At 47.8% G+C, this 24,898-nt stretch carries 22 protein-coding genes; 18 read left to right on the forward strand and 4 right to left on the reverse strand.

The window, feature by feature from the left end; all coding sequences use genetic code 11:
* Window positions 1-152 precede the first annotated feature (152 nt).
* The 15 genes from cymR (at window position 153) to HP552_RS20160 (ending at window position 16,539) form a co-directional block, all read left to right on the forward strand.
* The gene (gene cymR / locus HP552_RS20090) at window positions 153-572 is read left to right on the forward strand and encodes a cysteine metabolism transcriptional regulator CymR (protein ID WP_076287765.1); all 420 of its coding nucleotides are present in this window, start codon (window positions 153-155) and stop codon (window positions 570-572) included.
* A 126-nt stretch (window positions 573-698) separates the two neighbouring features.
* Window positions 699-1,850, forward strand: a complete 1,152-nt coding sequence (locus tag HP552_RS20095) for a cysteine desulfurase family protein (RefSeq protein WP_175397187.1) — start codon at window positions 699-701, stop codon at window positions 1,848-1,850.
* Window positions 1,851-2,015: 165 nt separating this feature from the next.
* A complete protein-coding gene (locus HP552_RS20100) occupies window positions 2,016-2,537 on the forward strand; it encodes a PRC-barrel domain-containing protein (protein ID WP_175397188.1) in 522 nt (173 codons plus the stop codon).
* 10 nt (window positions 2,538-2,547) lie between these two features.
* Window positions 2,548-2,757, forward strand: coding sequence for a YrzR-like zinc ribbon domain (locus HP552_RS20105; protein ID WP_095289519.1), 210 nt, complete (start codon window positions 2,548-2,550; stop codon window positions 2,755-2,757).
* Between the two features lie 272 nt (window positions 2,758-3,029).
* Window positions 3,030-4,097, forward strand: a complete 1,068-nt coding sequence (locus HP552_RS20110; protein WP_175397189.1) for an AI-2E family transporter — start codon at window positions 3,030-3,032, stop codon at window positions 4,095-4,097.
* Between the two features lie 438 nt (window positions 4,098-4,535).
* A complete protein-coding gene (alaS, locus tag HP552_RS20115; RefSeq protein WP_175397190.1) occupies window positions 4,536-7,157 on the forward strand; it encodes an alanine--tRNA ligase in 2,622 nt (873 codons plus the stop codon).
* Between the two features lie 129 nt (window positions 7,158-7,286).
* A complete protein-coding gene (locus tag HP552_RS20120; protein WP_024633073.1) occupies window positions 7,287-7,547 on the forward strand; it encodes an IreB family regulatory phosphoprotein in 261 nt (86 codons plus the stop codon).
* 126 nt (window positions 7,548-7,673) lie between these two features.
* A complete protein-coding gene (gene ruvX, locus HP552_RS20125; protein ID WP_095289522.1) occupies window positions 7,674-8,090 on the forward strand; it encodes a Holliday junction resolvase RuvX in 417 nt (138 codons plus the stop codon).
* A 12-nt stretch (window positions 8,091-8,102) separates the two neighbouring features.
* A complete protein-coding gene (locus HP552_RS20130) occupies window positions 8,103-8,402 on the forward strand; it encodes a DUF1292 domain-containing protein (RefSeq protein ID WP_127538641.1) in 300 nt (99 codons plus the stop codon).
* Window positions 8,403-8,717, forward strand: a complete 315-nt coding sequence (locus HP552_RS20135; protein WP_175397191.1) for a DUF1292 domain-containing protein — start codon at window positions 8,403-8,405, stop codon at window positions 8,715-8,717. It abuts the gene before it with no gap.
* Between the two features lie 75 nt (window positions 8,718-8,792).
* Complete coding sequence (gene mltG / locus HP552_RS20140; protein WP_217506509.1) at window positions 8,793-9,833, forward strand: endolytic transglycosylase MltG; 1,041 nt, start codon at window positions 8,793-8,795, stop codon at window positions 9,831-9,833.
* A gap of 15 nt (window positions 9,834-9,848) precedes the next feature.
* Window positions 9,849-10,778, forward strand: a complete 930-nt coding sequence (locus tag HP552_RS20145; protein WP_175397192.1) for a peptidase U32 family protein — start codon at window positions 9,849-9,851, stop codon at window positions 10,776-10,778.
* Between the two features lie 17 nt (window positions 10,779-10,795).
* Window positions 10,796-12,124 (forward strand): peptidase U32 family protein, encoded by a 1,329-nt coding sequence (locus HP552_RS20150; RefSeq protein ID WP_175397193.1) that lies wholly within the window; start codon window positions 10,796-10,798, stop codon window positions 12,122-12,124.
* Window positions 12,125-12,354: 230 nt separating this feature from the next.
* Window positions 12,355-14,595, forward strand: coding sequence for a methyl-accepting chemotaxis protein (locus HP552_RS20155; RefSeq protein ID WP_246310980.1), 2,241 nt, complete (start codon window positions 12,355-12,357; stop codon window positions 14,593-14,595).
* 246 nt (window positions 14,596-14,841) lie between these two features.
* Window positions 14,842-16,539: a peptidoglycan D,D-transpeptidase FtsI family protein gene (locus HP552_RS20160; RefSeq protein ID WP_246310981.1), complete on the forward strand. Its 1,698-nt coding sequence runs from the start codon at window positions 14,842-14,844 to the stop codon at window positions 16,537-16,539.
* Here HP552_RS20160 and HP552_RS20165 read toward each other — a convergent pair.
* On the reverse strand, window positions 16,518-17,714 hold the full coding sequence (locus HP552_RS20165; RefSeq protein ID WP_175397195.1) for an AI-2E family transporter: 1,197 nt from the start codon (window positions 17,712-17,714) through the stop codon (window positions 16,518-16,520). The two genes, HP552_RS20160 and HP552_RS20165, sit on opposite strands and share 22 nt — an antisense overlap.
* A 170-nt stretch (window positions 17,715-17,884) precedes the next feature.
* Between HP552_RS20165 and HP552_RS20170 the strand changes: the two genes are divergently transcribed.
* On the forward strand, window positions 17,885-19,309 hold the full coding sequence (locus HP552_RS20170; RefSeq protein WP_175397196.1) for a polysaccharide deacetylase family protein: 1,425 nt from the start codon (window positions 17,885-17,887) through the stop codon (window positions 19,307-19,309).
* 148 nt (window positions 19,310-19,457) lie between these two features.
* Here HP552_RS20170 and ilvD read toward each other — a convergent pair whose 3' ends face one another.
* The 3 genes from ilvD to HP552_RS20185 form a co-directional block, all read right to left on the reverse strand.
* Complete coding sequence (gene ilvD, locus HP552_RS20175) at window positions 19,458-21,143, reverse strand: dihydroxy-acid dehydratase (protein ID WP_175397197.1); 1,686 nt, start codon at window positions 21,141-21,143, stop codon at window positions 19,458-19,460.
* A 315-nt stretch (window positions 21,144-21,458) separates the two neighbouring features.
* Window positions 21,459-21,710 (reverse strand): KGG domain-containing protein, encoded by a 252-nt coding sequence (locus HP552_RS20180; protein WP_175397198.1) that lies wholly within the window; start codon window positions 21,708-21,710, stop codon window positions 21,459-21,461.
* 122 nt (window positions 21,711-21,832) lie between these two features.
* Window positions 21,833-22,873, reverse strand: a complete 1,041-nt coding sequence (locus HP552_RS20185) for an acyltransferase family protein (RefSeq protein WP_175397199.1) — start codon at window positions 22,871-22,873, stop codon at window positions 21,833-21,835.
* A 227-nt stretch (window positions 22,874-23,100) separates the two neighbouring features.
* Here HP552_RS20185 and HP552_RS20190 point away from each other — a divergent pair, with 227 nt between their 5' ends.
* Window positions 23,101-24,060, forward strand: a complete 960-nt coding sequence (locus HP552_RS20190; RefSeq protein WP_175397588.1) for a sugar kinase — start codon at window positions 23,101-23,103, stop codon at window positions 24,058-24,060.
* 86 nt (window positions 24,061-24,146) lie between these two features.
* On the forward strand, window positions 24,147-24,812 hold the full coding sequence (locus HP552_RS20195) for a bifunctional 2-keto-4-hydroxyglutarate aldolase/2-keto-3-deoxy-6-phosphogluconate aldolase (protein ID WP_175397200.1): 666 nt from the start codon (window positions 24,147-24,149) through the stop codon (window positions 24,810-24,812).
* Window positions 24,813-24,898 lie beyond the last annotated feature (86 nt).

The raw sequence follows: 24,898 nt of genomic DNA on the forward strand, positions 1-24,898 counted from the left end.
TTAGCTGAGGGTTATGATCGGAATACGGAGGATTAGAAGCCTTGAGATCTGTATTTTTCGTATCCTGCAGTGGGATCATGAAAAAGACGGTCTTGAACCACACCAATATAATATTGTAATTGTTTTTCTGAAAATTGAAAGAGGTGACTCCTTTGAAAATATCGACAAAAGGCCGTTACGGGCTAACCATTATGATGGAGCTGGCTGCAAGAACAGGCGAAGGCCCCACATCACTTAAAAGCATTGCTGAGCGCAACCAGCTCTCAGAACATTATCTGGAGCAGCTGATCGCACCATTGCGCAATGCCGGACTTGTTAAGAGCATCCGGGGCGCCTACGGCGGTTACATTTTGGCAGGAGATCCTGCGACAGTGACTGCAGGTGACGTGATTCGTGTCCTGGAGGGACCGATCTCCCCAGTGGACTTCACCGAAGAAGATGATCCGGCCAAACGTGATCTGTGGCTGCGCATTCGTGACAGCATTGCAGAGGTACTGGATTCCACCACGCTAAAAGACCTGATTACATTCCAGGATCAGGAACAAAAAGACAGTTACATGTTTTATATCTAGTAAGGTTGATATTAACCATCACAGCTGACACACTAAAGCCCCCATTTTGGGGGCTTTAGCCATGCAAGAGCTGCATTTTACACCAAATGAACGCGATAGAATTCAACATATAACGGGGTGAATAACATGAACAGAATTTATTTGGACCACGCTGCATCAACACCCATGCATCCACAAGTGGCGGAAGCGATGATGAAAGTCATGACAGGTCAGTATGGCAACGCTTCAAGCATTCATGCTTTTGGTCGGGAAGCCAAACGGACGGTTAGCGGAGCAAGGGACAGCATTGCGGCTTATTTGGGTTGTTTTCCGGATGAGCTCGTATTTACGGGTGGGGGCACGGAAAGTGATAACCTGGCGATTTTTGGTGCAATATCGGCGAGAAAAGAACAGGGAAGACATATTATTACAACGGCAATCGAACATCATGCCGTTCTGCACAGCTGTCAGGAGCTTGAGCGTCAAGGTTGTGAAGTAACCTATCTGCCTGTAGATAAGCACGGGAGAGTAAGCATGGATGAACTGCGAGAGGCTATTCGTCCGGATACGGTACTCATTACGATGATGTTTGCCAATAATGAGGTAGGAACGATTCAGCCGATCCGCGAAATAGGCGAACTGGCGCGGCAGCATCAAATTTTATTCCATACCGATGCGGTACAGGCGCTGGGCACCCAAAACATCTCCTGTAAAGATCTACCGGTTGACCTGATCAGTTTCTCTGCGCATAAAATTAATGGGCCGCAAGGTGTAGGTGCACTTTATGTACGTCGGGGAATTGTTCTGGAAGCGAGATCCCATGGAGGACTGCAAGAGCGTCAGCGGCGTGCAGGTACGGAAAATATAGCGGGGATTGCCGGATTTGCAGAGGCACTCAAAATCGCAACAGAGCAGGCCGAAACGCATCGTCAGCATGATCTGGAATTACGGCACCTTTTGTTGGAACAGCTGAAAATCCACGTGGGTATAGAGCATTTTCATGTGAACGGCCACCCGGAATATACATTGCCCAACATCCTGAATATCAGTTTTCCCGAAGTGTCCACAGAAACGATGTTAATGAACCTGGACATGGAAGGCATCGCGGTTGCGAGTGGTTCTGCATGTACTTCAGGCTCCCTTGAAGTCTCTCATGTACTTAAAGCGATGAACCTGCCGGAGGCATTTTTGCATTCTGCGATTCGATTTAGCTGGGGATTGGGTAATACTACGGAAGAAATCATGAAAACCGCCGAAAAAATTGGAACCATTCTTGAACGCTTGCGTAATAGACCCTAAGGGGCTCTTTTGCACATGGAACATAAGGAGGGGAGAAGTTCCATTTCATCGGTTAGATAGAAGCGGTTTTGATGATCGGCGTCTGATTGCCACTCATCAACTTTGGGCATACCTAGCAATAGCGCCGCGCCTATTTAATGATAAGAAGATGAGGAGGACCCTGCGATGAAGCTTCAGGAAATGATCGGACTAGCCGTTTTTGATGTCGAGGACGGAAAACAGGTCGGTAAAATCCAGGATTTCATTGTAAGTGACGATTGGAAAATTGAAGGCATTGAACTTGAGAATAAAGGCCTGTTTACCAGTCATGTCAAAATCGTGCAGTGGCAAGACATTGTTGCCTACGGCGAAGATGCCGTCATGATCCGTAATCAACAGGCTGTCCGCAAGACGGGAGCCGACGACATAAAACACACGTATCTTCTTGGGCAGTCTAAATTGAAAGAGATGTCCGTGCTGACCGAAGAAGGTTTGCTGCTTGGACGAGTCTCTGATGTTTATTTTGACCAAGAGTTGGGAAATACAATAATAGGGATTGAAATTACGGACGGTTTCGTGTCCGATCTGATTGAGGGCCGTAAATGGCTGCCATGTACAAGCGATATGTCTATCGGGGAAAGTGCCATTATGGTGCCTCCACTGAGTGAACAGCGCTTGGAAAATGCCATTCATTCTGTTAATGGATAGGTGAATGTATATGAAATGTCCAAATTGTAGTTCCAAAGATATCGGGAAAATTGGTTCCCACCAGTTTTATTGCTGGGGTTGCTTTATCGAATTGAACGTAAATGGTGAGAAAATGTCTGTGTACCAGGTTGAAGAAGACGGAACGCTCAGTTCTCTTGACGATCTGTTCTTCGGGGAAGAGCTGCCGCAAGACTTCCCGCACCTTCACGCATCTTCTTAAAAACGGGAAAAACTTCCTCTATATGCGGTTTTGTGACAATCGATATCATGAGCCCTGTCGTCACTTGGCGACAGATGTGTATAGATGACAGTTACATAGCGGTCTGTCCAGCATGCATTAATGTATGCTCTCGCGGTTAGCAACATGCGTCTCTTTCCATAGTGAAGGAGGCGTTTTTGTTTTCTTCTGTTCCACTTTTGTACGGGGTTAATAAATTTTCCCTTTCCTACATATACTGACTTTCAGAGCCAGTCCAAAGGGGAGAGATGCAAGTGGAGCAATTAACCAAAAACAAGCTGTTCCGTTATGCCATCTGGCTGCTGCTCGGCTTGATCATTCTGTATTTTATATGGCTGCTGAGGCCTTTGCTGCTTCATATATATGGATTCCTGAAAACTGTACTGGCACCTTTTATCGTGGCTCTCATCATATCCTATGTTCTCAATCCGATCGTAAGCATGTTGGGCGGGCGCAAGGTGCCGCGCTCCATCGCCGTTTTGCTTATCTATGCTTTTTTTCTCACCTGTATCGGGGTCATACTAATGAATGTCATTCCGGTGCTGATTGAGCAGCTTGAAGAACTGAACGAGCATATGCCCGAACTATCGATGAGAGTCCAGAGTCTAATGAACAGCATGGATCACAAATTGATGCCACCGAGTGTACGAACAGGCATGAACAGCTGGTTCTTCCAGATGGAGGACCGTCTTACCCAAGGCATCACAATGCTGATGGACAATATCGGGGCAACGATCAATATGCTGTTTAACGTGTTTATCGTGCCGTTTCTCATTTTCTATATGTTAAAAGACTTCGAAGTGTTTGAACGCACGGTCGTTGCTTATCTCCCGCGTTCCCGCCGCAAAGCCATCGTTTCCGTCATGAAAGAGATCGATACAGCACTCGGTAACTATATCCGCGGGCAATTTATCGTCTGTGTGATTGTCGGTATTCTCGCCTATATCGGTTACGTGGTCATTGATATGCCTTACGCGCTGCTCTTGGCAAGCATTGTGGCGGTATTTAATATCGTGCCGTACCTGGGGCCCTTCCTGGGTGCAGCGCCAGCCGTCATCATGGCTTCAACCGTATCTGTTAAAATGGTCCTGCTGGTAGTTATCGTAAACACACTATGCCAGGTGCTGGAGAGCAATGTTATTTCTCCACAGGTGGTGGGGCGTTCGCTCCATCTGCATCCGTTGTCCATTATTTTTGCGCTCCTTGTTGGTGGACAATTGGCAGGTATTGTAGGTCTTATTCTGGCAGTGCCCGTTTTTGCCGTTCTGAAGGTCATTGTGCAGCACTTTTTTGCCTATTACATCAAGCGGAGAACAGACTGACTATCCCTTAACGGACTGTCACTTGGGGGCACATTGACACTCGCTTGGCGTACCGATATAATAAAGTGACATGTTTAGAAAATGAAATCGATGATGAAATGAAGTACGCCGAGGGTTCCTTTCCTCAGAGAATAGACTTCTTCGGATTAGATCCAGATCTGATATCCGATGGCTGGAAGAGTCTTGAAAGTTGAAGCGGCGGAAAGCTGATTTCGGAGTGCAGGACAACCCTGCCGGGCGCGACCGTTATTCGCATGAACGAGGAGATTGCTGATCTGTCCGGGAATGAAGGACTAGCAGCAATAACCAGGGTGGTACCGCGATAACATCGTCCCTGATATTTCAGGGGCGTTTTTTGTGTTTATTTTTACAAAAAGTAATGTTAACCAACCGGAGCGAACAGCACCGGACCATAATAATTAATTGGGGGCAGCCAGTATGAAAGCCAGTGAAATCCGTTCCAAATGGATAGAGTTTTTTGCAAGTAAAGGTCACAAAATCGAGCCTAGTGCATCGCTCGTACCGCACAACGATCCATCCCTTTTGTGGATCAATGCAGGTATGGCCCCGCTTAAGCCTTATTTTGACGGTCGTGAGAAACCGGAGAACCCGCGTCTTGCGAACTCCCAAAAATGTATTCGTACCAACGATATTGAAAATGTCGGCAAAACACGTCGTCACCATACGTTCTTCGAAATGCTCGGTAACTTCTCCATTGGAGACTACTTCAAGGAAGAGACGATTACCTGGGCATGGGAATTCCTGACGAGCAAGGAATGGATCGGTTTCGATCCGGAGCGCTTGTCCGTAACGGTATATCCCGAAGATGAAGAAGCCTTCAAACTGTGGAACGAAAAAGTAGGATTGCCAGCTGAACGCATCATCAAGCTGGACGAGAACTTCTGGGATATCGGCGAAGGTCCATGCGGACCTTGTACTGAGATTTTCTATGATCGCGGTGAAGCCTACGGCAATGACATGAATGATCCGGAAATGTACCCAGGCGGAGAAAATGAACGTTACCTGGAAGTATGGAACCTGGTATTCTCCCAATTCAATCACAACAAGGATGGCAGCTACACGCCGCTTCCAAACAAAAACATTGATACAGGTGCAGGTCTGGAGCGTTTTGCTTCCATTCTGCAAAATGTTGATTCCAACTTTGACACAGACTTGTTCCAACCGATGATTCAAAGAACAGCAGCACTTGCTGGTGTGAAATATAATGACAGCGTTGAGATTGATATTGCACTCAAAGTCATTGCTGACCATATTCGTACCGTTGCTTTTGCAGTCGGTGACGGTGTGCTGCCAAGTAACGAAGGACGCGGATATGTTATCCGCCGCCTGCTGCGTCGTGCAGTACGCTACGGAAAAGTACTCGGACTGGATCGTCCATTCCTCTATGAACTGACAACAACGGTCGGTGAAGTGATGGGAGTTTACTATCCAGAGGTAGTAGAGAAGCAAGAATTCATCGCCAAAGTCATCAAAACTGAAGAAGAGCGGTTCCATGAAACACTTAGCGACGGACTGGCTATCCTGGCAGACATCAGTGCTGCAGCCAAAGCCGAAGGCCGCACGGTGATCAGTGGACCGGAAGCATTCAAACTGTATGACACATACGGTTTCCCGTTTGACCTTACCGAAGATTATGCCGCAGAGCATGGTTTGACTGTCGATCGTGAAGGATTCGATGCTTCCATGCAAGAGCAGCGTGATCGTGCGCGTGCAGGTCGTCAGGAAAGCGAAAGCATGAAAGTCCAAGGTGGACCACTTGCCGATCTGGAGGTTAAAAGCGAGTTTGTTGGTTATACTGACCTGTTGACGGAAGCAAAAGTGGTTGCCATCGTTGCTGGCGACGCCCTTGTAGATTCTGTGAGCGAAGGACAAACCTGTCAGGTTATCCTGGACAAAACTCCGTTTTATGCGGAGAGCGGCGGACAAGTGAGCGATCAGGGCTTGCTGCGCGGAGCAGGCGTCACTGCAAAAGTACAAGGTTTGTTCAAAGCTCCACAAGGACAGCACGTACACATGGTAAGCGTGGAATCAGGTGAACTGCGTGTGGGCGAAGTCATTCAAGCGGAAGTGAATGCGTCCAAGCGTGGAGATATTATTAAAAACCATACAGCTACCCATTTGCTGCACAAAGCACTTAAGGATGTACTGGGTACGCATGTCAATCAGGCAGGATCACTCGTGGAACCACAGCGTCTGCGGTTTGACTTCTCCCACTTCGGCAGCATTACGCCGGAAGAATTGACAGAGATTGAGCGCCAGGTGAATGAGCAGATCTGGAATCGCCTGAATGTAAACATTGAATTGAAAGGCATCGATGAAGCCAAAGAAATGGGCGCAATGGCGTTGTTTGGTGAAAAATACGGAGATATTGTGCGTGTCGTACAAATCGGTGACTACAGTTTGGAACTTTGTGGCGGCTGTCACGTAAACAATACATCGGAGATCGGCATGTTCAAACTCGTGAGCGAGAGCGGAATTGGTTCCGGTGTACGCCGGATCGAGGCTGTAACCGGTCGCGGTGCGTATCTCTTCGTTGAGAGCCAACTGGAGCTGCTCAAGCAATCGGCTGCCTTGCTCAAATCCAATGTTGCCGATGTGCCTAAGCGGATTGAAGGTTTGAATCATCAGCTGAAAGAAGCGGCGAGAGAAACGGAATCGCTGCAAAGCAAGCTGAGTGCCATGGAAGCAGGCGCGCTGACAGATCAAGTGGTACAGGCAGGAGATACACAAGTGCTCGCTGCCCGAGTGGATGCACCGAACATGGATGCACTGCGTACCGTTGCCGACGAGTTGAAAGTAAAACTGCCTGATGCCGTACTCGTTCTGGGTGCTCCAGCAGATGGCAAGGTGAACTTCGTGGTTGCTGTTCCTGCTGAAAAAGTGAAACAAGGTCTTCACGCCGGTAAAATTGTCAAGGAAGTCGCGGCAGTATGTGGCGGCGGTGGCGGTGGCCGTCCAGACATGGCACAAGCCGGAGGCAAGGATGCGTCCAAGCTGGATGAAGCGCTGAAACTGGCGGTATCACTCATTGCACAATAACGGACAAGCAAAAAACACAATTGCATTCTCCTTTGTTTACTCGTGGCAGTCAGAATATGTTATTATATAAGCAGAAATCAATTCGGCAGGACATGGTCCCCATGTTCATGCAGGAGCGAGGTGTCATCAATGGACTCCATGGATAAGACGGTTAAATTTAATGTGAAAGCTGACGAGCAGGAAGCATCCTCCAAAGAGATTCTTCTTACGGTGTATGATGCACTGGTGGATAAGGAGTATAATCCGATCAACCAGATTGTCGGGTACCTGATTTCGGGAGACCCGGCATACATTCCTCGTCATAACAACGCACGCAGTCTGGTCCGGAAAAAGGAGCGCGATGAGCTGATTGAAGAGCTTGTACGTTCCTATCTGGCCAATCACCGGTAATGTATACCGCTTCCGCTGTGATGCAGCCATGCATGCAGCGGGAAATGAACCGACAGAAGACAGCCTGAAGCTTAAGAAGGGGAGTATGTAATCCTCCTACGCGGGCTTGAGGATGGGAGAGCATGGATGAAAATATTAGGTTTGGATTATGGGGACCGAAGAATCGGAGTTGCCGTTAGTGACGCCTTCGGTTGGACTGCCCAGGGATTAGAAGTGCTTGAACGCCGCCGGGATGAAGGCGAGTTCGGTCGAATTGCTGAGCTTGTGCGTGAGCACGAAATCAGCGAGATCGTTGTCGGGCTCCCCAAAAACATGAACGGCACCGTAGGGCCGCGTGGCGAGATCTGTATTGCTTTTGCCGAACGACTGCGGGGCGAACTGAATTTACCTGTTCACCTTTGGGATGAACGGCTGACAACCATGGCAGCAGAACGAACGTTGATTGAAGCGGATGTCAGTCGGAAAAAACGCAAGCAGGTTGTGGACAAAATGGCCGCAAGCTTGATTTTGCAAAATTATTTAGATGCGAACAGTAAAAGGTGAGGGGGATCAACAATGGCTGAAGATCAACTGGGTATGGAAGAAGAATCGGAGATTATTTACATCGCGGATGACGAGGGCAATGAAGAAGAATTTGAAGTCATCATGAAGTTTGAAGTGGATGGGTCGGAGGCCAAGTACATGATGGTTGCTCCGGTTGAACCTGAAGATGGAGAAACGGATGTATATGCATTCCGTTATGAAGAAGATGGCGACGATATTAAACTTTTCGTCATCCAAGATGATGCCGAATGGGATATTGTCGAGGAGACGTTTAATACATTTTTGGCAGAAGATGAAGAGGAAGCGAACTAAATGACCGAATACAGCCGCAAAGACCTGAAATGGACAGATTCGCTGCGTCTGGCTTTTGGTGCTCATGTTGAGCTGGAAGAAGAGAACGGTAAGTCCCATCCGTATGACTTGCTGGCTGAGTTTGAAGTGAAGGGTCAGCAGTATGCGGTACTCCGCAGTTCATTACGTCCTTACGACGAAGTTGAACTTCTGCGGGTCTTGCCTGGAACTGAAGGCCAGGTTATGCCGGAGTTAGTTACGATTGACGATGATGATGAGTGGGAGAACATCTCGGAACTGTACGATGAATGTACTCTCCCCATTGATGAAGATTGATCAGCTTCAAATTGAAGAAACCGGAAGGGCGGAGAAGTCCGCTCTTTTTGGTTGTGTAAAGGAGTTGTGTCTTTTTTGAAAGGAAAAGCCATAATAATCGTTCTGCTTATCATTGTAATTGTTGCTGGAGGCGGCGGTGCTGCTGTCTGGAGCATGATGCGTCCTGTTGCGACCTCGGCAGATCCGGTCGTATTCGAGATCAAGAGCGGATCGGGAACATCCCAAATTGCGGATCAGCTTGAACAAGAAGGGCTAATTCGAAGCGGTTTAGCGTTCAAAGGATATTTGAAATGGAAGAAGCAAGGATCGAATTTTATGGCAGGTACATATTCCATGAATCCTGGCGTGTCATACGATGAGATTATTACCAAGCTGAGTAGTGGTGAAGTTGTACCGGAAGAAATGGTGAAGTTTACGATCCCTGAAGGATACACGGTGCTGCAAATGGCGGATAAGTTGTCGGCAGAGGGTGTCGTTGACCGTGAGGAATTCATCAAGCTGGCGAACGACCCTTCTTCCTTTGATGTTGACATCATTAAGGACATCCCGGTGGATGAGGAGCTTCGCTATGTCTTGGAGGGGTATTTGTTCCCAGAGACCTATGAGCTCAAAAAGGGCAGCACCACACATGACGTCATGCAGCGAATGCTTGAGGAATTCCAGAGCAAGATCAGCTCCATTCCGGATTTGGAAACGAAACTGCAGGAGCGAAATCTTTCTTTGCATGAGCTGCTTACGATTGCCTCTCTTGTAGAGAGAGAAGTTGTGGTTGATCAGGAACGCGCTCTGGTAGCAGGTGTGATTGATAACCGGCTTAAGCAGGATATGAAGCTGGAGATCGATGCTACTGTTCAATATTTGCTGGATAAGCCCAAGGCACGATTGTTGTTCAAAGACTTGAAGGTGCAAAGTCCATACAACTCGTATCTGAACAAAGGACTGCCACCAGGGCCGATTGCAAGCCCGAGTTTGGCTTCCATTGAGGCTGCTCTCGAACCGGAAGCTTCGGAGTATCTGTTCTATGTCACCAAAAAGGATGGTTCATCCGGGCATCTGTTTGCCAAAACATATAAGGAACATCAGCAAAATATAGCCAAAAGTAAGGCTGCGCAATAAGCGGAGGGGATGTATATGAGTAAGAAGCATGAACTGCTCGTTACGGCAGCAAATGTAAATGAAGCAGAAGTGCTGCTCCAGGCCGGAGCAGATGCTTTGTTAATTGGGGATGATCGCTTCGGCATGCGTTTACCCCGAAGTTTCACTGTGGAAGAGACAGCAGAGGTGGTAGCCATTGCTGCCAAACATCAGGCGCGTGTCTATGTATCGATGAATAACCTGATGTCCAACGAGCTCTTGAAGGAACTCCCTGAATATGTCCAGGCTCTAGGCAAAATTGGCGTCCATGCGGTGGAATTTAATGATCCGTCCGTACTGGCTGCGATCAAGGAATATGCTCCACATATTCAACTGCACTGGAACGCGGAGATGACTTCGACGAACTACGCGACAGCCAACTACTGGGGAAACAAGGGTGCCAGTCGTGTCGTGCTTGCTCGGGAGTTGAATATGGATGAACTGACGGAGATGGTCCCTTTTCTGAGGGTGGAAGCTCAGGTTCAGGTTCATGGCATGACGAATATTTATCATTCCAAGCGCAGTCTGGTCCAAAGTTATATGGCGCATCAGGGCCGTCCGGTAGAAGGGAATCTCGGTAAAGAACGCGGGTTATTCCTGATTGAGGCTGAGCGTCGGGATGAGAAATTTCCGATCTATGAAGATATTAACGGTACACACATCATGAGTTCAGAGGATATATGCATTCTGGAGGATCTCCATTTGATGATGGAGGCAGGCGTGCATAGTTTTAAAATAGAAGGCATTCTCAAACCCCTGGTTTATAATGAAGCTGTTGTACGGGCATACCGGAAAGCGATTGACAGCTATGTAGCTGATGCCGATGCATATGCTTTCTCTGATGAGTGGCTGGATGAGGTTCGCCAATTGCAGGATCCTGAACGGGAGCTGTCATTTGGCTTTTTCTACAAAGAACAGGTGTATTAATAGACGAGGTGAACGAAATGGAAACAGTGGCGGTACAGCGAAAATTTTCGGGTAAACGTAACCGTCTGGACAAACCGGAGCTGCTTGCTCCGGCGGGAAATCTGGAAAAACTCAAGTTTGCGATCCATTATGGCGCAGATGCCGTGTATATTGGTGGACAGGCATATGGACTCCGTTCCAACGCGGATAACTTCAGCTTTGAAGAAATGCGTGAAGGTGTGGAATTTGCCAATAAATACGGTGCCAAAGTATTTGTGGCTACGAACATCTATGCACACAATGAAGATATCGAGGGCATTGAAGCGTATTTGCAAAATCTGTACAATGCGGGTATCTCAGCTGTAATCGTAGCTGATCCGGCGATTATTGAAGTGGCCCAGCGTGCTGTTCCTGGTCTTGAGGTGCACCTTAGTACTCAGCAGTCAACGCTGAACTGGCAAGCCGTGAAGTTCTGGAAAGAGGAAGGCCTCCCACGTGTGGTTCTGGGGCGTGAGACCAGCTTTGAGGAGATTGAAGAGATCAAGGCTAACGTGGATATCGAAATTGAAGCCTTCATCCATGGCGCGATGTGTTCCTCTTATTCCGGGCGCTGTGTACTCTCCAATCATTTTACGGATCGGGATTCTAATCGGGGTGGCTGCTGCCAATCATGCCGCTGGAAATATGATTTGTTTGAAGATGCCAGAGAAGATACGGTGTGGGTCAGTGAAGAAGAGATGCAGATGAAAGCTCCTGCGCCTTTCAAACTGGGAGAAAATCAGCTGCCCCTGTTCGAGGAGCAGGACAATTCGTTTTCCATGGGATCGAAGGATCTGTGCATGATTGGCCATATTCCCGAGTTGATTGATGTGGGTGTGGATAGTTTCAAAATAGAAGGACGCATGAAGTCGATCCACTATGTGGCAACCGTTGTAAACGTATATCGTCAAGCGATTGATGCTTACATGGCCGACCCGGAAAACTACGTATTGAAGCCGGAATGGGTTGAAGAAATGAATAAGGCTGCCAACCGTCCATTAAACACGGGCTTTTTCTATGATACACCGGATCATGAGGATCATATTTATGAGCCCGAAGAAAAAGCAGTACCTTATGATTTCGCAGGATTGGTTATGGATTATGATGCGGCCACAGGAATGGCGACAATCCAGCAGCGGAATCATTTCAAACCTGGACAGGAGATCGAATTTTTCGGTCCGAATGGAACCTTTTTCAAGCAAGTTGTAGGTGAAATTCAGGATGAAGAAGGCAATGTGCTCGATGCAGCACGCCACCCGTTACAATTAATCAAAATGAAGGTGGATCAGCCTGTATCCTACTTTGATATGATGAGAAAAAAGAAATAGGTTGAATGACCTACTTATAACAAGATTGTGTTACCTATTAACAAGATTATGTTATAAATCAAAAATATAGTCCTCCGTATATCGGTATACGGGGGGCTTTTTTTTATAGGAAAATAGGAAAAAAGTTGCAAAATATTTTTGGAAAACGAAAGGGGAAAGGGGAAAACTGTCGAATATTACATGTTTATAGGGGAGAGAAAGAAAAATATAACTAGCAAACTGGCAGGTGAATGGGATTGGTTCAAAAGAAGCAGAAGGACAGTGGGGAAAAGGTGAAAAAACCAGTGAAGGAAAAGAAGCCGAAAGATCAAAAGTTTAAGAAATTAAGCTTCCTGAAAGGTAAGACAGAAAAACCATCGAACAAGAAACCGTTTAAGCTGGATTGGAAAAAGATTCAGTGGAATAAGATGGGGGGAACAACGTTAACTCAGGTCCGGAAGGCAAATCCGGTCAAATCGGTAGGGGTTAAACTGTTTTTAATCTTTTTTGCGGGCATTATGATTTTTGTGATTAGTTTGGGTCTATTATCCTACTCGAAAGCCAAAAACACAATTGAGGAAAATGCCTCCAGGGCAAATCAGGAAACGATTGATCAAACCAAAGAAAAAATGGACATCATTCTGGAACGATTTGTGGATACGTCTACCCAGATCTTCTTTGATCCGGAAATGCAATCCTTGTTGCAAAACATGTCTAATGCGAATTTGACGGCATATGATACGTTTATCAATTCAAGCTCCATCAATAAACAGCTATCCAATGTAGCATTTACAAATAAATCTATGGAAGCGATTTATCTGGTACCAACGGACGAAACCAAGTCCACGATGGGAACGGGTAGCAGCAGCTCTTCCATGGGTAATATTCGAAGCGAGGCTTGGTATGACGAGTTAGTAAAGTCTGGCGGATATCGCTGGCTTCCTACAGAAACCAAAGAAGATGGAAGTGCTCCAACGTTCCGAATCGCTCGGTCTATGAAAAATCTGCAAGGGACAAATCAGTCCTATGTCCTGGTCATTGAATTGAAACTCGAAGTTTTGGAGGAACAGTTGAAATCGCTTAATCTGGGAGAGGGAGCTGTGCTTCAGCTCATTGCCCCGGACAAAAAAGTAGTAGCCTCAACGATTCCTGACCGTACAGGGAAGGAGACGGAGCTTGCCTTTTACGGAGATTTGACGGAGCAAATGGGCAGTACCAATGCAGAATATACGGTTGATGGGAAATCTACGGATATGCTTGTAGTTTACAGTACGATGGAATCATCGGATTGGAAACTAATTGGAATGGTACCTACTTCCATGTTGGTTCAGGATGCCAAAGGCATTTTGACGCTGACATTATGGATGGCATTGATTGATGCAGCGATTGCAGTACTGATTGGTGTATGGATGGTCCGCATGATTGCCCGTCCGCTGGGAAGATTGAAAGACCTGATGCAGGAGGGTGCGAAAGGGAATCTGAAGGTGCGTACACCATTTACCTCCAAAGATGAAATTGGCCAGTTATCTGCTGCCTTCAATCTGATGATGGAACAGATTACGAAGCTGGTTGAGCAAACGAATCGTTCCGCGCAGGAGGTGCTGGATACAGCCTCAGAGCTTAGCAATGCGTCCAAGAAAACAGCGGTTTCAGCATCGGAGATTGCAGTAGCCACTGAAGAGATTGCAGGTGGGGCAAGCAGCTTGGCATCGGAAGCCGAGCGCGGTAATGAGTTGACCGACAACATCTCCCGTCAGATGGAGAGTGTGGTTGCCGCAAACGAGCAAATGGGACAATCTGCCCGACATGTGGAAAGAGCCAGTGAAACAGGAACACAGCACTTGAATCAATTAATGACGAAGACACAGAAGACGGAAGAAATGATTGGTGCACTGGTGAACAAGGTAGACTCTCTGAAAGAGAGTACATCTTCCGTTCTGAAAGTCCTTGATGTGCTTCAGAACATTACGAAGCAGACCAATATTTTGTCACTGAACGCCACCATTGAAGCGGCACGTGCCGGTGCAGCAGGACGCGGATTCATGGTCGTTGCTGGTGAGGTTCGACAACTGGCTGAGCAGTCCAGACAGTCCATCGACATGGTAGGTGACATTACAGATAAAATTATGCTTGAGATGAACGAGACTGTCACCGCCTTGTCCAATGTCAACCCGTTATTCCGGGAACAGATGGATGCAGTAAAAGATACCAATGTGATTTTTGCTTCGGTACAGCAGCAGATGGGTGCATTTGTAGAGAAACTGGACATGGTCACGGAGTCCATCGGAGATCTGAACAAGTCTCAAGGTACGTTGTCTGAGGCGATGAGTAATGTTAGCGCAGTAGCTGAGGAATCGTCCGCGACATCGGAGGAAGTGGCGTCTTTGAGCAGTGAGCAGCAAAATATTAGCAACCAGTTGGTGAACCTGTCTGACAAGCTGGAGAATGTATCCACTGAACTTAAAAATACGTTGTCCCGCTTTACAGTTTAGACCAATGTAGAATCTCATGGATATCTTCAATAAACCTGTTCCGTTCATGGAACAGGTTTATTGCTGTTTGCCGGATAATTCCAAATGTAATGAAACATACTATGTGAAAAAAGAGAAAGGGCGTGATCAGGAAGTATGCATGTACAACTGAAAAGAAGAATTTATGTTGGATGTGTCTTCCTGACCGTCATTTTTGCAGTGTTAATCCTCCGCCTCGGTTGGATTCAGATGGTTCAGGTGAATCGAATGATGCCAGGATCTCAGCGAACAGTCCGCGAGATGTCTGTATTGCAGCGTGAACGCGGGGTTATGCTTGATCCCGGCCGGGGACAGTTCACAGATCGAAAGGGAAGAGCATTAACGGGTAACCTGCAGTGGGGACTTGTGCTTTTTCCGCATCCTGGACAAAAGGACTTCCGATCTGCATCAAATACGGCAGACTACAGATTGAAACAGATGGCAGCCATATTACATACGGATACAGCACGGCTAATTAAAGAATGGGAACAGGGATATGCTCCCCATTTCTGGACGGCAGGCAAGCATCAACCGATTGTACTGGATGAATCACAAGCAGCGAGCCTTCGTGAGATTGTGGGGGAGGGTGCGGGAGTATATCCCATGATGTCACGTTATGGCCAGAATCGTACAGGCATGCAATGGCTGGGCTATTTGGCTGAACAACCTGGAGTTCTCAACGGACGTGACCATCATACAGATGAAGTAAAACAACCATTTGCTCTGAAGTCGGGAGCTGCCGGGCTGGAACGAACGCTAGATCCAATATTGATGGGAATGGGTCCTACCCTGCTGACACGTATGGTTACAGGCTCAGGTGAGATGATTCCGGAAATAGAACCAAGGGTAATTGCCCCAATGAATCGTCATTATCCCTTAAAAGTGGAGACTACAATTGATGCAGACATACAGCAGGGGGTGGAGCGGATTGTGGAGGTATCGGGCATAAAAGAAGGGGCGATCGTTGTGCTCGATACAGCAAATGCGGATGTACGCGCAATGGTCTCCGTACCGTTCTACAATCCGCAGCATGTGAATCCGGGAGATTCCTCATGGGCGAACCGTGCTGTGCAGAGCGCTGTACCCGGTTCCATTTTTAAAATCGTTACGGCGGCGGCGGCATTGGAATCTCAGGCTGTGTCTACCAAGGAAACCTTTCATTGTAGTGGAGAATGGGGGAGGTACGGATTATCCTGCTGGAAAGAGCATGGACATGGTGATCTGAAGCTGGAGCAAGGATTCGCTGAGTCCTGCAATATTGTATTTGCCGAAACGGCTCGTCGTCTCAGTATGGAGCAGCTGGAACGAACGGCAGATGCGCTGGGGCTGGCACGGCCAGTTGGCTGGGAGGGAAAAAATATAGCCGGAATGTCAGTACTGCGTCAATTTGATCACGAGGATGCAGGGAGGGTACGTACAGCAGCCGTCTCCCAGCAGGATGAAGGGGCACGGGTACAGACCGCCATTGGTCAGCGAGACACCCGGGTTACTCCGCTGCAGGCTGCGAATCTGATGGTTAGTCTGCTTCATGACGGCAGGGTTCATGCGCCTCGGCTTGTCCAGCAGATCCGGTACGCTGATGGAGATGTCATGCTGGAAATGCCCTCGCATCATTCACCTTCACAAGTCGGTCAGATCTCCCCCGCAACCGCTCATCAACTGCTGAGATGGATGCGTACGGTGGTTACGGATGGAACCGGAAAAACCCTGCAACAGGCACACTGGCATGTCGCAGGGAAGTCGGGTACTGCTCAAGTGCAGCAGAAAGGACGGAATCTTAATCATCAATGGTTTGTCGGGTATGGGCCAGTAGAGCAGCCACGTTATGCGGTGGCTGTTCTGGTGAAGAACGTAGCACCCGGTGGGCACCATCAGGCTACGGATATCTTTCGCAGCGTGATGGATTATTTGGCAGAATCCTCGTGACGGTTAGACTGGATTGGAGCGTCAACAGGAGCGTCCGCGTTGGCGTCACTTGCGCTGCCTGCAGGCGGATCCATCACTAATGGAGAAGAGTCAAATTCATCTTTGGGCAGGTGGATCCATCGCTGAAGGTACCCCTGCTGCAACAATTCTTTTAGCAGAATCAGCAGCACTGGGGATAGTACAACTCCGGCAATGCCGAATATGGAGAGTGAGATCAGCATAAAGGATAGCATCAGGTATGCAGAAGATACTCCAATCGAGTTGCCCGATATTTTCGGTTCAAGCAACTGGCGAGTCAGCATCGTAATCACAAGCACAACGATCAGGCCGATGGCCAAGCTGCTGTTGCCTACGATGAACAGGTAGACAATCCATGGGATAAATATGACGGGAACCCCCAGCAGAGGTACCAAGTCAAATACCGCACAAATGGCAGCGATCGTGAAGGCATTGTTGGTTCCAAGAATGAGCAATCCAACATAGATCAATACAAAGGTAATCAGCATCATGATCATCTGTGCCTTCAGATACGAACGAATGGTTTTGAAGACATGGTTTCGCATAAAAGCCAGAGCCAGCTTCAATGTTTTTGGTGTTTTTGCACGTGCAAACTTGCGCCAGGATTCAATCTCGATACTGAGAAAGAAGGCAAGAATGATCGCAATCCCGAAGTTCGTGATAAATGATGAAAAAGAACTCAGAAATCCGATGATGAGTTGTGCACCACTGGTCACCCACGTGGACAAAAAACCGGTCAGTGTTGCAAAATAATCGTTTACCTTCTCAATAATTCCTGGAGGAAGTGCGTTCCACTTGTCCTGAAGAAAGTATACGAGACTGGTAAACTCGCTTTGGAGCAGCTGCACATAACGAGGGAAGTTATCCTGGAGATTGGAGATTTGAGAAACGATAATCAAACCCACGCCGAAAAAAGCAGCAACAATCAGTGCGAGAAAAAGTAAAACCGATATCGCGGCTCCCAAGGTTTTGGGCAATCCCCGGCGATGCAAAAAGCGGGCCAGTGGTTCGATCATCCAGTACACGATAAATGAAAGAAAAACGGGCGCAGCCAATTGATATAATCGGCTAAAACCATACATGATAAAATATACAGTTAACACAAGTAAAGCGATGTCAAAAACAGTACGTCCATATTTTTTATAAAGCGGTAGCATGGGCAGGGCTCCTTCGTCCGTCATTCATCCATTTATTGTACACGATTGACTTGTTTTTTGGAAAACAGGATTCAAGAAAAGTTAAAATTATGATAAAATTAAAGGCGATTTATTTTCCATAGTACATGGATGGGAGCAGTCATTCAGCAAGAGAAGCGGGGAATCAGAGCATGACAAATTTACTTCAGAGCCTATTTTTATGGGCATTGTACATTTCATCTTTTTACGCCTTTATTCCAAGTTTGATCAGCAGACTTTTTGGGTTGCGCGTGTTCAGACGTGGAAGAAGTGATACACAGTTTGCATTAACATTCGATGACGGTCCTGATCCGATATACACGCCAAGGTTACTGAAATTGCTGAAGCAATACGATGCCAAGGCGACTTTTTTTGTGGTCGGGGAGCATGCTGCCAGTCACCCGGAACTCATCCAGCATATTCATGAGCACGGGCACCTCATTGGAATTCATAATTATATTCACAAAACCAATTGGTTAATGCGACCGCGTACGGTTAAAAATCAGATTCAGCGAACCGGACAGATTATAGAGGAAGTGACAGGGGTAAGAACCTGTTATTATCGTCCACCTTGGGGGATTATGAATCTGTTCGATTTTTTCAGCAAAAAGGATCGTCAGATTGTCCTGTGGTCTTCCATGTTTGAAGACTGGAGAAGCCGTGTTGGGGCTGAAAAATTGACAGAACGTATGTTGAAAGAGCTAAGAGGCGGAGAAGTCATGCTGCTGCATGACCGGGGGACAACGCTGGGAGCTGACGCACATGCACCCGAGCAGATGCTTCAGGCATTGGAAGTGGTTTTGCAGGAGGCCGAGCGGCAGGGATTACAAAGTGTACGCATCGATACCTTGATGGGAGGAGGCATTACATTGAGCGAATCTCAGAAATCAAATCAACCTCAGACACAGCTGTCACCAGGAAAACGGGGCGTGGTTGCTTTGTGGCTTGGCTGGGAGAAGTTGTTCCATTGGGTATACCATTTGCGAACCGCTTCACCGGAAGACCCCATGCTTCATTACCGGTCCCGAGTATATCACGGTGCATTGGTTGAAATGAACGAGGGGCAAGTCATCCGGAACGGCGACCCGGTGATTGAACTTCATTTTGATAACAAAAAATTATTTGAGCTCGGGATGACCTCGCGTTCCAGCATGCATCTGGCTATTCGAATGATCCGGGCCATGGAACAGCAGCTTCCCGATTTGGCGCGGCAGATTGCAATGGAACCAGAACTGCGTTCTGCCAAAGCGGTCTATGGCGTGAGCATGATCAATAGGGGACCGGAGAAATTCGGATTCACCGTGAAGGAACTTCCACCCGGACCCTTCAGTTCGGCTTCCAAGGTGTATCTCAAACTGCTGCTAAGCGTGATCCATCCTTCAGGAACAAAACGTCTGAAGCAGCGATCCGAGCAACTGGTTCCCAAAATGATTGCCATGCCGCTCGACACATTAATGGAGCGCTATGGTCAGCATGCACTTGTAGCTGCAACAACGGAACAGATTCAGACGGACAGGATTAACGCCGAGACGGATGTGCTGTCCGGCCCCGAATTGAAGAACACACCAACGGGCTAAATGGAAATAGAACTGATTGATATTCTTATTCGATATACTTGGACCCATGGAAAACGATAAAGGGTTGCTCCCTTGCCAATACTGGCAGAGGAGCAACCCTTTTATGTTGCCTCCGATAAGCAAAAATCTATCGGAAAAACGAATGAAATTAAATGCTCAGCACGCCACCGTTACTTGCGTTGGTAACAAGTTTGGAATAACGAGCCAGGTAACCTGTTTTTACTTTTGGTTCGAAACCTTTCCAATTCGCACGGCGACGTTCAAACTCTTCGTCACTGATATGCAGCTCGATGATCCGATTGTTCAGGTCAAGTTCGATGATATCGCCTTCTTCAACAAAAGCAATTGGACCACCTTCAGCTGCTTCCGGAGAGATGTGGCCGATACTGATACCACGGGATGCGCCGGAGAAACGTCCATCGGTGATCAGACCGACTTTGGCACCAAGACCCATACCCACGATCTGGGAAGTTGGGGCAAGCATCTCAGGCATACCTGGGCCGCCTTTTGGTCCTTCATAACGGATAACGACAACATGTCCTTCTTTTACCTTGCCGTTCGCGATGCCTTCCAAAGCTTCTTCCTGTGAATCGAAGCAGATGGCAGGCCCTTTGTGGTAACCGCCAACTGAAGCATCGACAGCACCAACCTTGATGATCGAGCCTTGTGGTGCAAGGTTACCGAACAATACAGCAAGTCCGCCTTTTTCCGAATGCGGGTTATCCAGCTTGTGAATAACGTTGGTATCCTGAATTTCCTTGCCTTCAACGTTTTCACGGATGGTTTTGCCTGTTACAGTGATACAGTCAGCGTGAATCGCGCCTGGTTTCTTCAGCAATTCGTTCAGAACTGCGCTTACTCCGCCCGCATTGTGAACGTCTTCGATGTGAAGGTCGGAAGCAGGTGCAAGTTTCGCCAGGTGAGGCACGCGGTTGGCAACTTCATTGATGCGTTCGATTGGATAATCGATGCCTGCTTCGTGAGCCAGAGCCAACGTGTGCAGTACGGTGTTGGTTGAACCACCCATGGCCATATCGAGTGCAAATGCGTTGTCGATGGCTTCTACCGTAACGATGTCGCGTGGTTTCAGATCCATTTTGATCAGTTCCATCAATTGTTTCGCAGATTGTTTAACAAACTCACGACGCTCTGGAGCTACTGCCAGAATGGTACCGTTACCTGGCATAGCCAGTCCCATTGCTTCAGCCAGGCAGTTCATGGAGTTTGCTGTGAACATACCGGAGCAGGAGCCGCAAGTTGGGCAACCGAACTGTTCGAGCTCAAGCAAGCTCTTATCGTCGATTTTACCTGCCTGGAATGCACCAACACCTTCAAATACGGATGTCAGGGACAGGGCTTTACCGTTGCTGTCACGACCGGCTTTCATCGGTCCACCGCTAACAAACACGGTAGGGATATTGCAGCGGAGTGCACCCATCATCATGCCTGGTGTAATTTTGTCACAGTTCGGGATACATACCATGCCGTCGAACCAGTGCGCGGATACAACCGTTTCAACAGAATCGGCAATGATATCACGGCTTGGCAGCGAGTAACGCATACCGATATGTCCCATGGCAATTCCATCGTCTACGCCGATTGTGTTGAATTCGAACGGAACGCCACCGGCTTCACGAATTGCATCCTTTACAATTTTACCGAATTCCTGCAGGTGCACATGACCTGGCACGATATCGATGTATGAGTTACATACGGCAATAAACGGTTTGCCAAAGTCCTCTTCTTTAACGCCTGCTGCGCGGAGCAGACTGCGGTGCGGTGCACGGTCAAAACCTTTTTTGATCATATCGGAACGCATCTTCTTGGCTGACATGGTGTATTTCCCCCCAAATATAAAATGTATTCGAGCAACATGAATGGAAATAAAATGGCAGTGCATCTGTCGTTTAATTTCATCCGTACTCTAAAAAAATAGACCGACTTGGCCGGCTTCGAGCTTCCGTAGTTTGTGAAACTCTTTGCTGCTTTAAACCCGTGAATAACCCGGTTTTTCTATAGAGTCTATCACAATCGCCGTCATATTTCTACAATTCAATAGAAAGAAGCCGACTTCCATTTAAATGGCTTCGGCTTCCTCAACAGTAATTTCACGTTTCGTTATGAATCGGAGAAAATACGTTTAACAAGGCTAGTTACTTCCGCCTTTGCGTCCAATCTCGCGATAGAATTCTTTGGTATGCGTTTCGGAGGTGGCTTCGCCGCCTTTGCGGCCAATCTCTTTGTAAAAATCGGAATCATGAGCATCCGAGGTGGCTTCTCCACCTTTTCTGCCTATCATTTGATAAAAGCTGCGGTCATGATTTTTGGAGGTAGCTCTGCCACCTAATCGGCCTGCCTCCTCACGGCTCATCTTCTGTCCAGTTGCTTGCGAACGTGCCATTACAAATCACTCCTTACGGGATAAGTTGTTTTTTGTAGCGCGTATCCCTACTTACCACGTTATTTCCAGCCTGAAACAAGCCGGTTGCCATGGAAAGCAATGCATAATCTACATCTAAACGATCACACGGAGCGTTTAAATAATTCCCGGCGATGAAGAGTAAACCGTGAGGTATCCGGTTCGATTAGTGGCCGAAAGGCATGGCGTATGGCCGGATGGGCCAATAATACAGCGAACATTACGGCAATGACGACAATCACCGGAATGTATAATCCGCTTTCTATATGATTGTAGACCCCCGACCAGATCGTAAGACGAACAAGAAATCCGTGCAGAAGAAAAACATAAAGCGTACGTCGTCCCAGATCGGTCAGTTTGGATGTGAGTGAAGGCACCCAGGCGAGAAAAAGTGCACCTGACACTATTTCCAGCGCATAGATCCCGAGGCGATATATGCCGGCATACCATTCATGGTGGCCCAGTTCAGCGTAAGTCATGCTGCCCATCAACCAGCCTGTGGATATCTCAAGTCCACCCAATCCAATCCATATCAAAAGGCCAGCCGATAATGCTGCTGCGGCGTTACGGCCCCAGCCTGATCTCAAATAAGACCGAATAGTTGCTCCGTAGTCGTAACCGATCATAAAGAAAGGAAGGAATACAAATGTTCGGCTAAAGCTCAGCCAGAATCCGTCCACGGGCAAATAGCCGGCGATAATTCCCAGCACAATGGAGGCAATCAGCCGATGGACCGGCTTCCATGACATAGTAAGCCTAAGCAGAAGTCTCCAGCAAAAATGGCTGGCCAGAAACCAAAGCAACAAATAAGGCGCAAAAAAGGACAGCTTCATATGAGGGGTGTGAAACACCGTGAAATCCATTAGAGCATATAGGGATTGGAAAAGAACGTACTGCAGCACAAGTTGTTTAAGCACTCTGCGTCCGGCTTCTCCCTGCGGGGAATGTCTGGCAAAGTACCCGGTAACCCATACAAATAGCGGCATATGAAACGTATATATCCACAGGAACAGAGCCTCAGCTCCCGCAAAGCGTGTAATCAGCGGTTCAAGGGCGTTGCCAACGAGTACGCAGACAATAAGCATAAAGCGCAAGTTGTAAAAAAATGATTCCTGGTCATCACGGATTCCAGTCCGGTTGTTCATGTTGTAACCCTCCTGTTGACCTCACTAATTAAGGTCATCTGTATCTGTAATAAGGGTAATACGGATATGGATCAGTCATTGTGATATAATTCACAATAGAAAGCGCTATCCTTTCTTGGAGCTGTGACAACAAAATGAACGCTCGGGATTGACAACGGTTGCATAGAGGATGACAATGGGGAAAGAAGATGAGGAAATGTAAATATAAGGAGGCGAGGAAGATGTCAATGAATACCCGCCAGAGTCCTGAAATTGTTACATTCGGCGAAAGTATGGGTTTGCTGACAGCAAAGGATACAAGGGGTTTAGAATACGCGGCTTCATTGGACAAGTCATTTGGCGGTGCAGAGAGCAATCTGGCCATCGGTGTGTCCCGACTGGGTCATACAAGCGGCTGGTTTGGTCGCTTGGGTCAGGATCCCATCGGCACCATGATTCTAAAAGCGATTCGTGGTGAAGGTGTAGACGTATCCCGGGCACGGATGAGTGCCACCGAGCCGACTGGTTTAATGATTCGTGAGAACGCTTCCGGGAAGTCCTCGGTACACTATTATAGGAAGCTATCCGCTGCAAGTGCCATGACACCCGATGATCTGGATCCGGACTATATTGCAGGAGCTCAAATTTTGCACGTTACAGGCATAACTGCAGCGATCAGCCCTTCGGGTTTATCTACAGTGGAAGCCGCTATACATATCGCCAAGCAGGCTGGTGTAAAAGTAAGTTTTGATCCGAATCTGCGTCTCAAGCTCTGGTCCGCAGAGGAGGCACGCCCGGTTTTACTCCGTCTGGCGGAGCAGGCTGACTACTTTTTGCCGGGTCTGGATGAATTGAAGCTTCTATATGACGAACAGGATGATCAAAAAATATTCGAGCGTTTATCCGCACTGGGTACAATCTCGATCGTGAAGGGCGGTCCTGATTTGACCTATGTATTGGTGAATGGTACCCTAACGGAAGTTCCGTACTTCAAGGCGGATCATGTGCTGGATACGGTCGGGGCAGGAGATGGATTCTGCGCAGGCTTCCTGTCAGGGCTCCTTAAGGGCTATTCACCGCAGGAAGCTACCCGGCTCGGTAATTTGACCGGTTCCATGGTAATACAGGCTGTGGGCGATTGGGAGGCACTCCCGACGTGGGAGCAAGTCGAGGCCAAGCTGAACAACGTAGCCCATGTTGAGCGCTAGTCGCTGCTGAAATCATATAAGTCTCATCTTCGTTCTTCAAATGTAAGGCTTGTAATAACAACCACATTGACAAGGGAGAGAATGAAATGAAGAAGCTTCAGCTGCTGCAAAAAATTACGGATAACGGGGTTGTTGCCGTACTTCGGGCCGACTCTGCTGACCAGGTCATTGCTATGGCCGAACAAGCCATTGCTGGCGGAATCAAAGTGATTGAGATCACCATGACCGTTCCCAGTGCGCTCAAAGCCATTGAGAAACTGAGCCGTGTCTACCACTGGAACACACAGGATCCTGAGAAGTTTGCCATTATAGGAGCAGGAACAGTACTTGAGCCCCAGACAGCAAGAGCTGCAATCATGTCAGGTGCCGAGTTTGTCGTTGGGCCTTCCTTGAATCCGGATACCGTTAAGATTTGCAATCTCTATCGGATTCCGATCCTGCCTGGCGTAATGACCATTGCTGATGTTCAACGTGCGTTGGAACTCGGCGTGGATATTGTGAAATTGTTCCCAGGCAATCTGTATGATCCATCCATTATCAAAACGATAAAAGGGCCTATGCCACAGGCGAATTTTATGCCAACCGGCGGGGTATCCTTGTCCAATCTTGGCGACTGGATCAAGGGAGGAGCAGTAGCCGTGGGAATCGGCTCAGACCTGACCAACGAAGCCATGAAAACAGGGGATTTAAGTCATGTTCGCCGCAAGGCGGAACAATATATGGATGCTTACCGCAAGGCCAAGGCTGAATAAAAGCATGGCGTGGAATGAGCGCCGGGTCAATTGGGCTCTCATTCCACGCGAGCCGCAGCACCTGCGGTAAGTGAAGAAAGGTGATT

Source organism: Paenibacillus xylanilyticus (genome assembly GCF_013359935.1).
GTDB classification, from domain to species: Bacteria; Bacillota; Bacilli; order Paenibacillales; family Paenibacillaceae; genus Paenibacillus; species Paenibacillus xylanilyticus.

What these genes read in the sequence shown, in the direction of transcription:
- HP552_RS20120 (WP_024633073.1), top strand. Translation starts at nt 7,287, where the DNA reads ATGGACTCCATGGATAAGACGGTTAAATTTAATGTGAAAGCTGACGAG.
- HP552_RS20190 (WP_175397588.1), top strand. Translation starts at nt 23,101, where the DNA reads ATGAATACCCGCCAGAGTCCTGAAATTGTTACATTCGGCGAAAGTATG.
- ilvD (WP_175397197.1), bottom strand. Translation starts at nt 21,143, where the DNA reads ATGTCAGCCAAGAAGATGCGTTCCGATATGATCAAAAAAGGTTTTGAC.
- HP552_RS20195 (WP_175397200.1), top strand. Translation starts at nt 24,147, where the DNA reads ATGAAGAAGCTTCAGCTGCTGCAAAAAATTACGGATAACGGGGTTGTT.
- HP552_RS20150 (WP_175397193.1), top strand. Translation starts at nt 10,796, where the DNA reads ATGGAAACAGTGGCGGTACAGCGAAAATTTTCGGGTAAACGTAACCGT.
- alaS (WP_175397190.1), top strand. Translation starts at nt 4,536, where the DNA reads ATGAAAGCCAGTGAAATCCGTTCCAAATGGATAGAGTTTTTTGCAAGT.
- HP552_RS20145 (WP_175397192.1), top strand. Translation starts at nt 9,849, where the DNA reads ATGAGTAAGAAGCATGAACTGCTCGTTACGGCAGCAAATGTAAATGAA.
- HP552_RS20100 (WP_175397188.1), top strand. Translation starts at nt 2,016, where the DNA reads ATGAAGCTTCAGGAAATGATCGGACTAGCCGTTTTTGATGTCGAGGAC.
- ruvX (WP_095289522.1), top strand. Translation starts at nt 7,674, where the DNA reads ATGAAAATATTAGGTTTGGATTATGGGGACCGAAGAATCGGAGTTGCC.
- HP552_RS20185 (WP_175397199.1), bottom strand. Translation starts at nt 22,873, where the DNA reads ATGAACAACCGGACTGGAATCCGTGATGACCAGGAATCATTTTTTTAC.
- HP552_RS20160 (WP_246310981.1), top strand. Translation starts at nt 14,842, where the DNA reads ATGATGCCAGGATCTCAGCGAACAGTCCGCGAGATGTCTGTATTGCAG.
- HP552_RS20155 (WP_246310980.1), top strand. Translation starts at nt 12,355, where the DNA reads ATGGGATTGGTTCAAAAGAAGCAGAAGGACAGTGGGGAAAAGGTGAAA.
- HP552_RS20105 (WP_095289519.1), top strand. Translation starts at nt 2,548, where the DNA reads ATGAAATGTCCAAATTGTAGTTCCAAAGATATCGGGAAAATTGGTTCC.
- HP552_RS20130 (WP_127538641.1), top strand. Translation starts at nt 8,103, where the DNA reads ATGGCTGAAGATCAACTGGGTATGGAAGAAGAATCGGAGATTATTTAC.
- HP552_RS20095 (WP_175397187.1), top strand. Translation starts at nt 699, where the DNA reads ATGAACAGAATTTATTTGGACCACGCTGCATCAACACCCATGCATCCA.
- HP552_RS20135 (WP_175397191.1), top strand. Translation starts at nt 8,403, where the DNA reads ATGACCGAATACAGCCGCAAAGACCTGAAATGGACAGATTCGCTGCGT.
- HP552_RS20180 (WP_175397198.1), bottom strand. Translation starts at nt 21,710, where the DNA reads ATGGCACGTTCGCAAGCAACTGGACAGAAGATGAGCCGTGAGGAGGCA.
- HP552_RS20165 (WP_175397195.1), bottom strand. Translation starts at nt 17,714, where the DNA reads ATGCTACCGCTTTATAAAAAATATGGACGTACTGTTTTTGACATCGCT.
- HP552_RS20170 (WP_175397196.1), top strand. Translation starts at nt 17,885, where the DNA reads ATGACAAATTTACTTCAGAGCCTATTTTTATGGGCATTGTACATTTCA.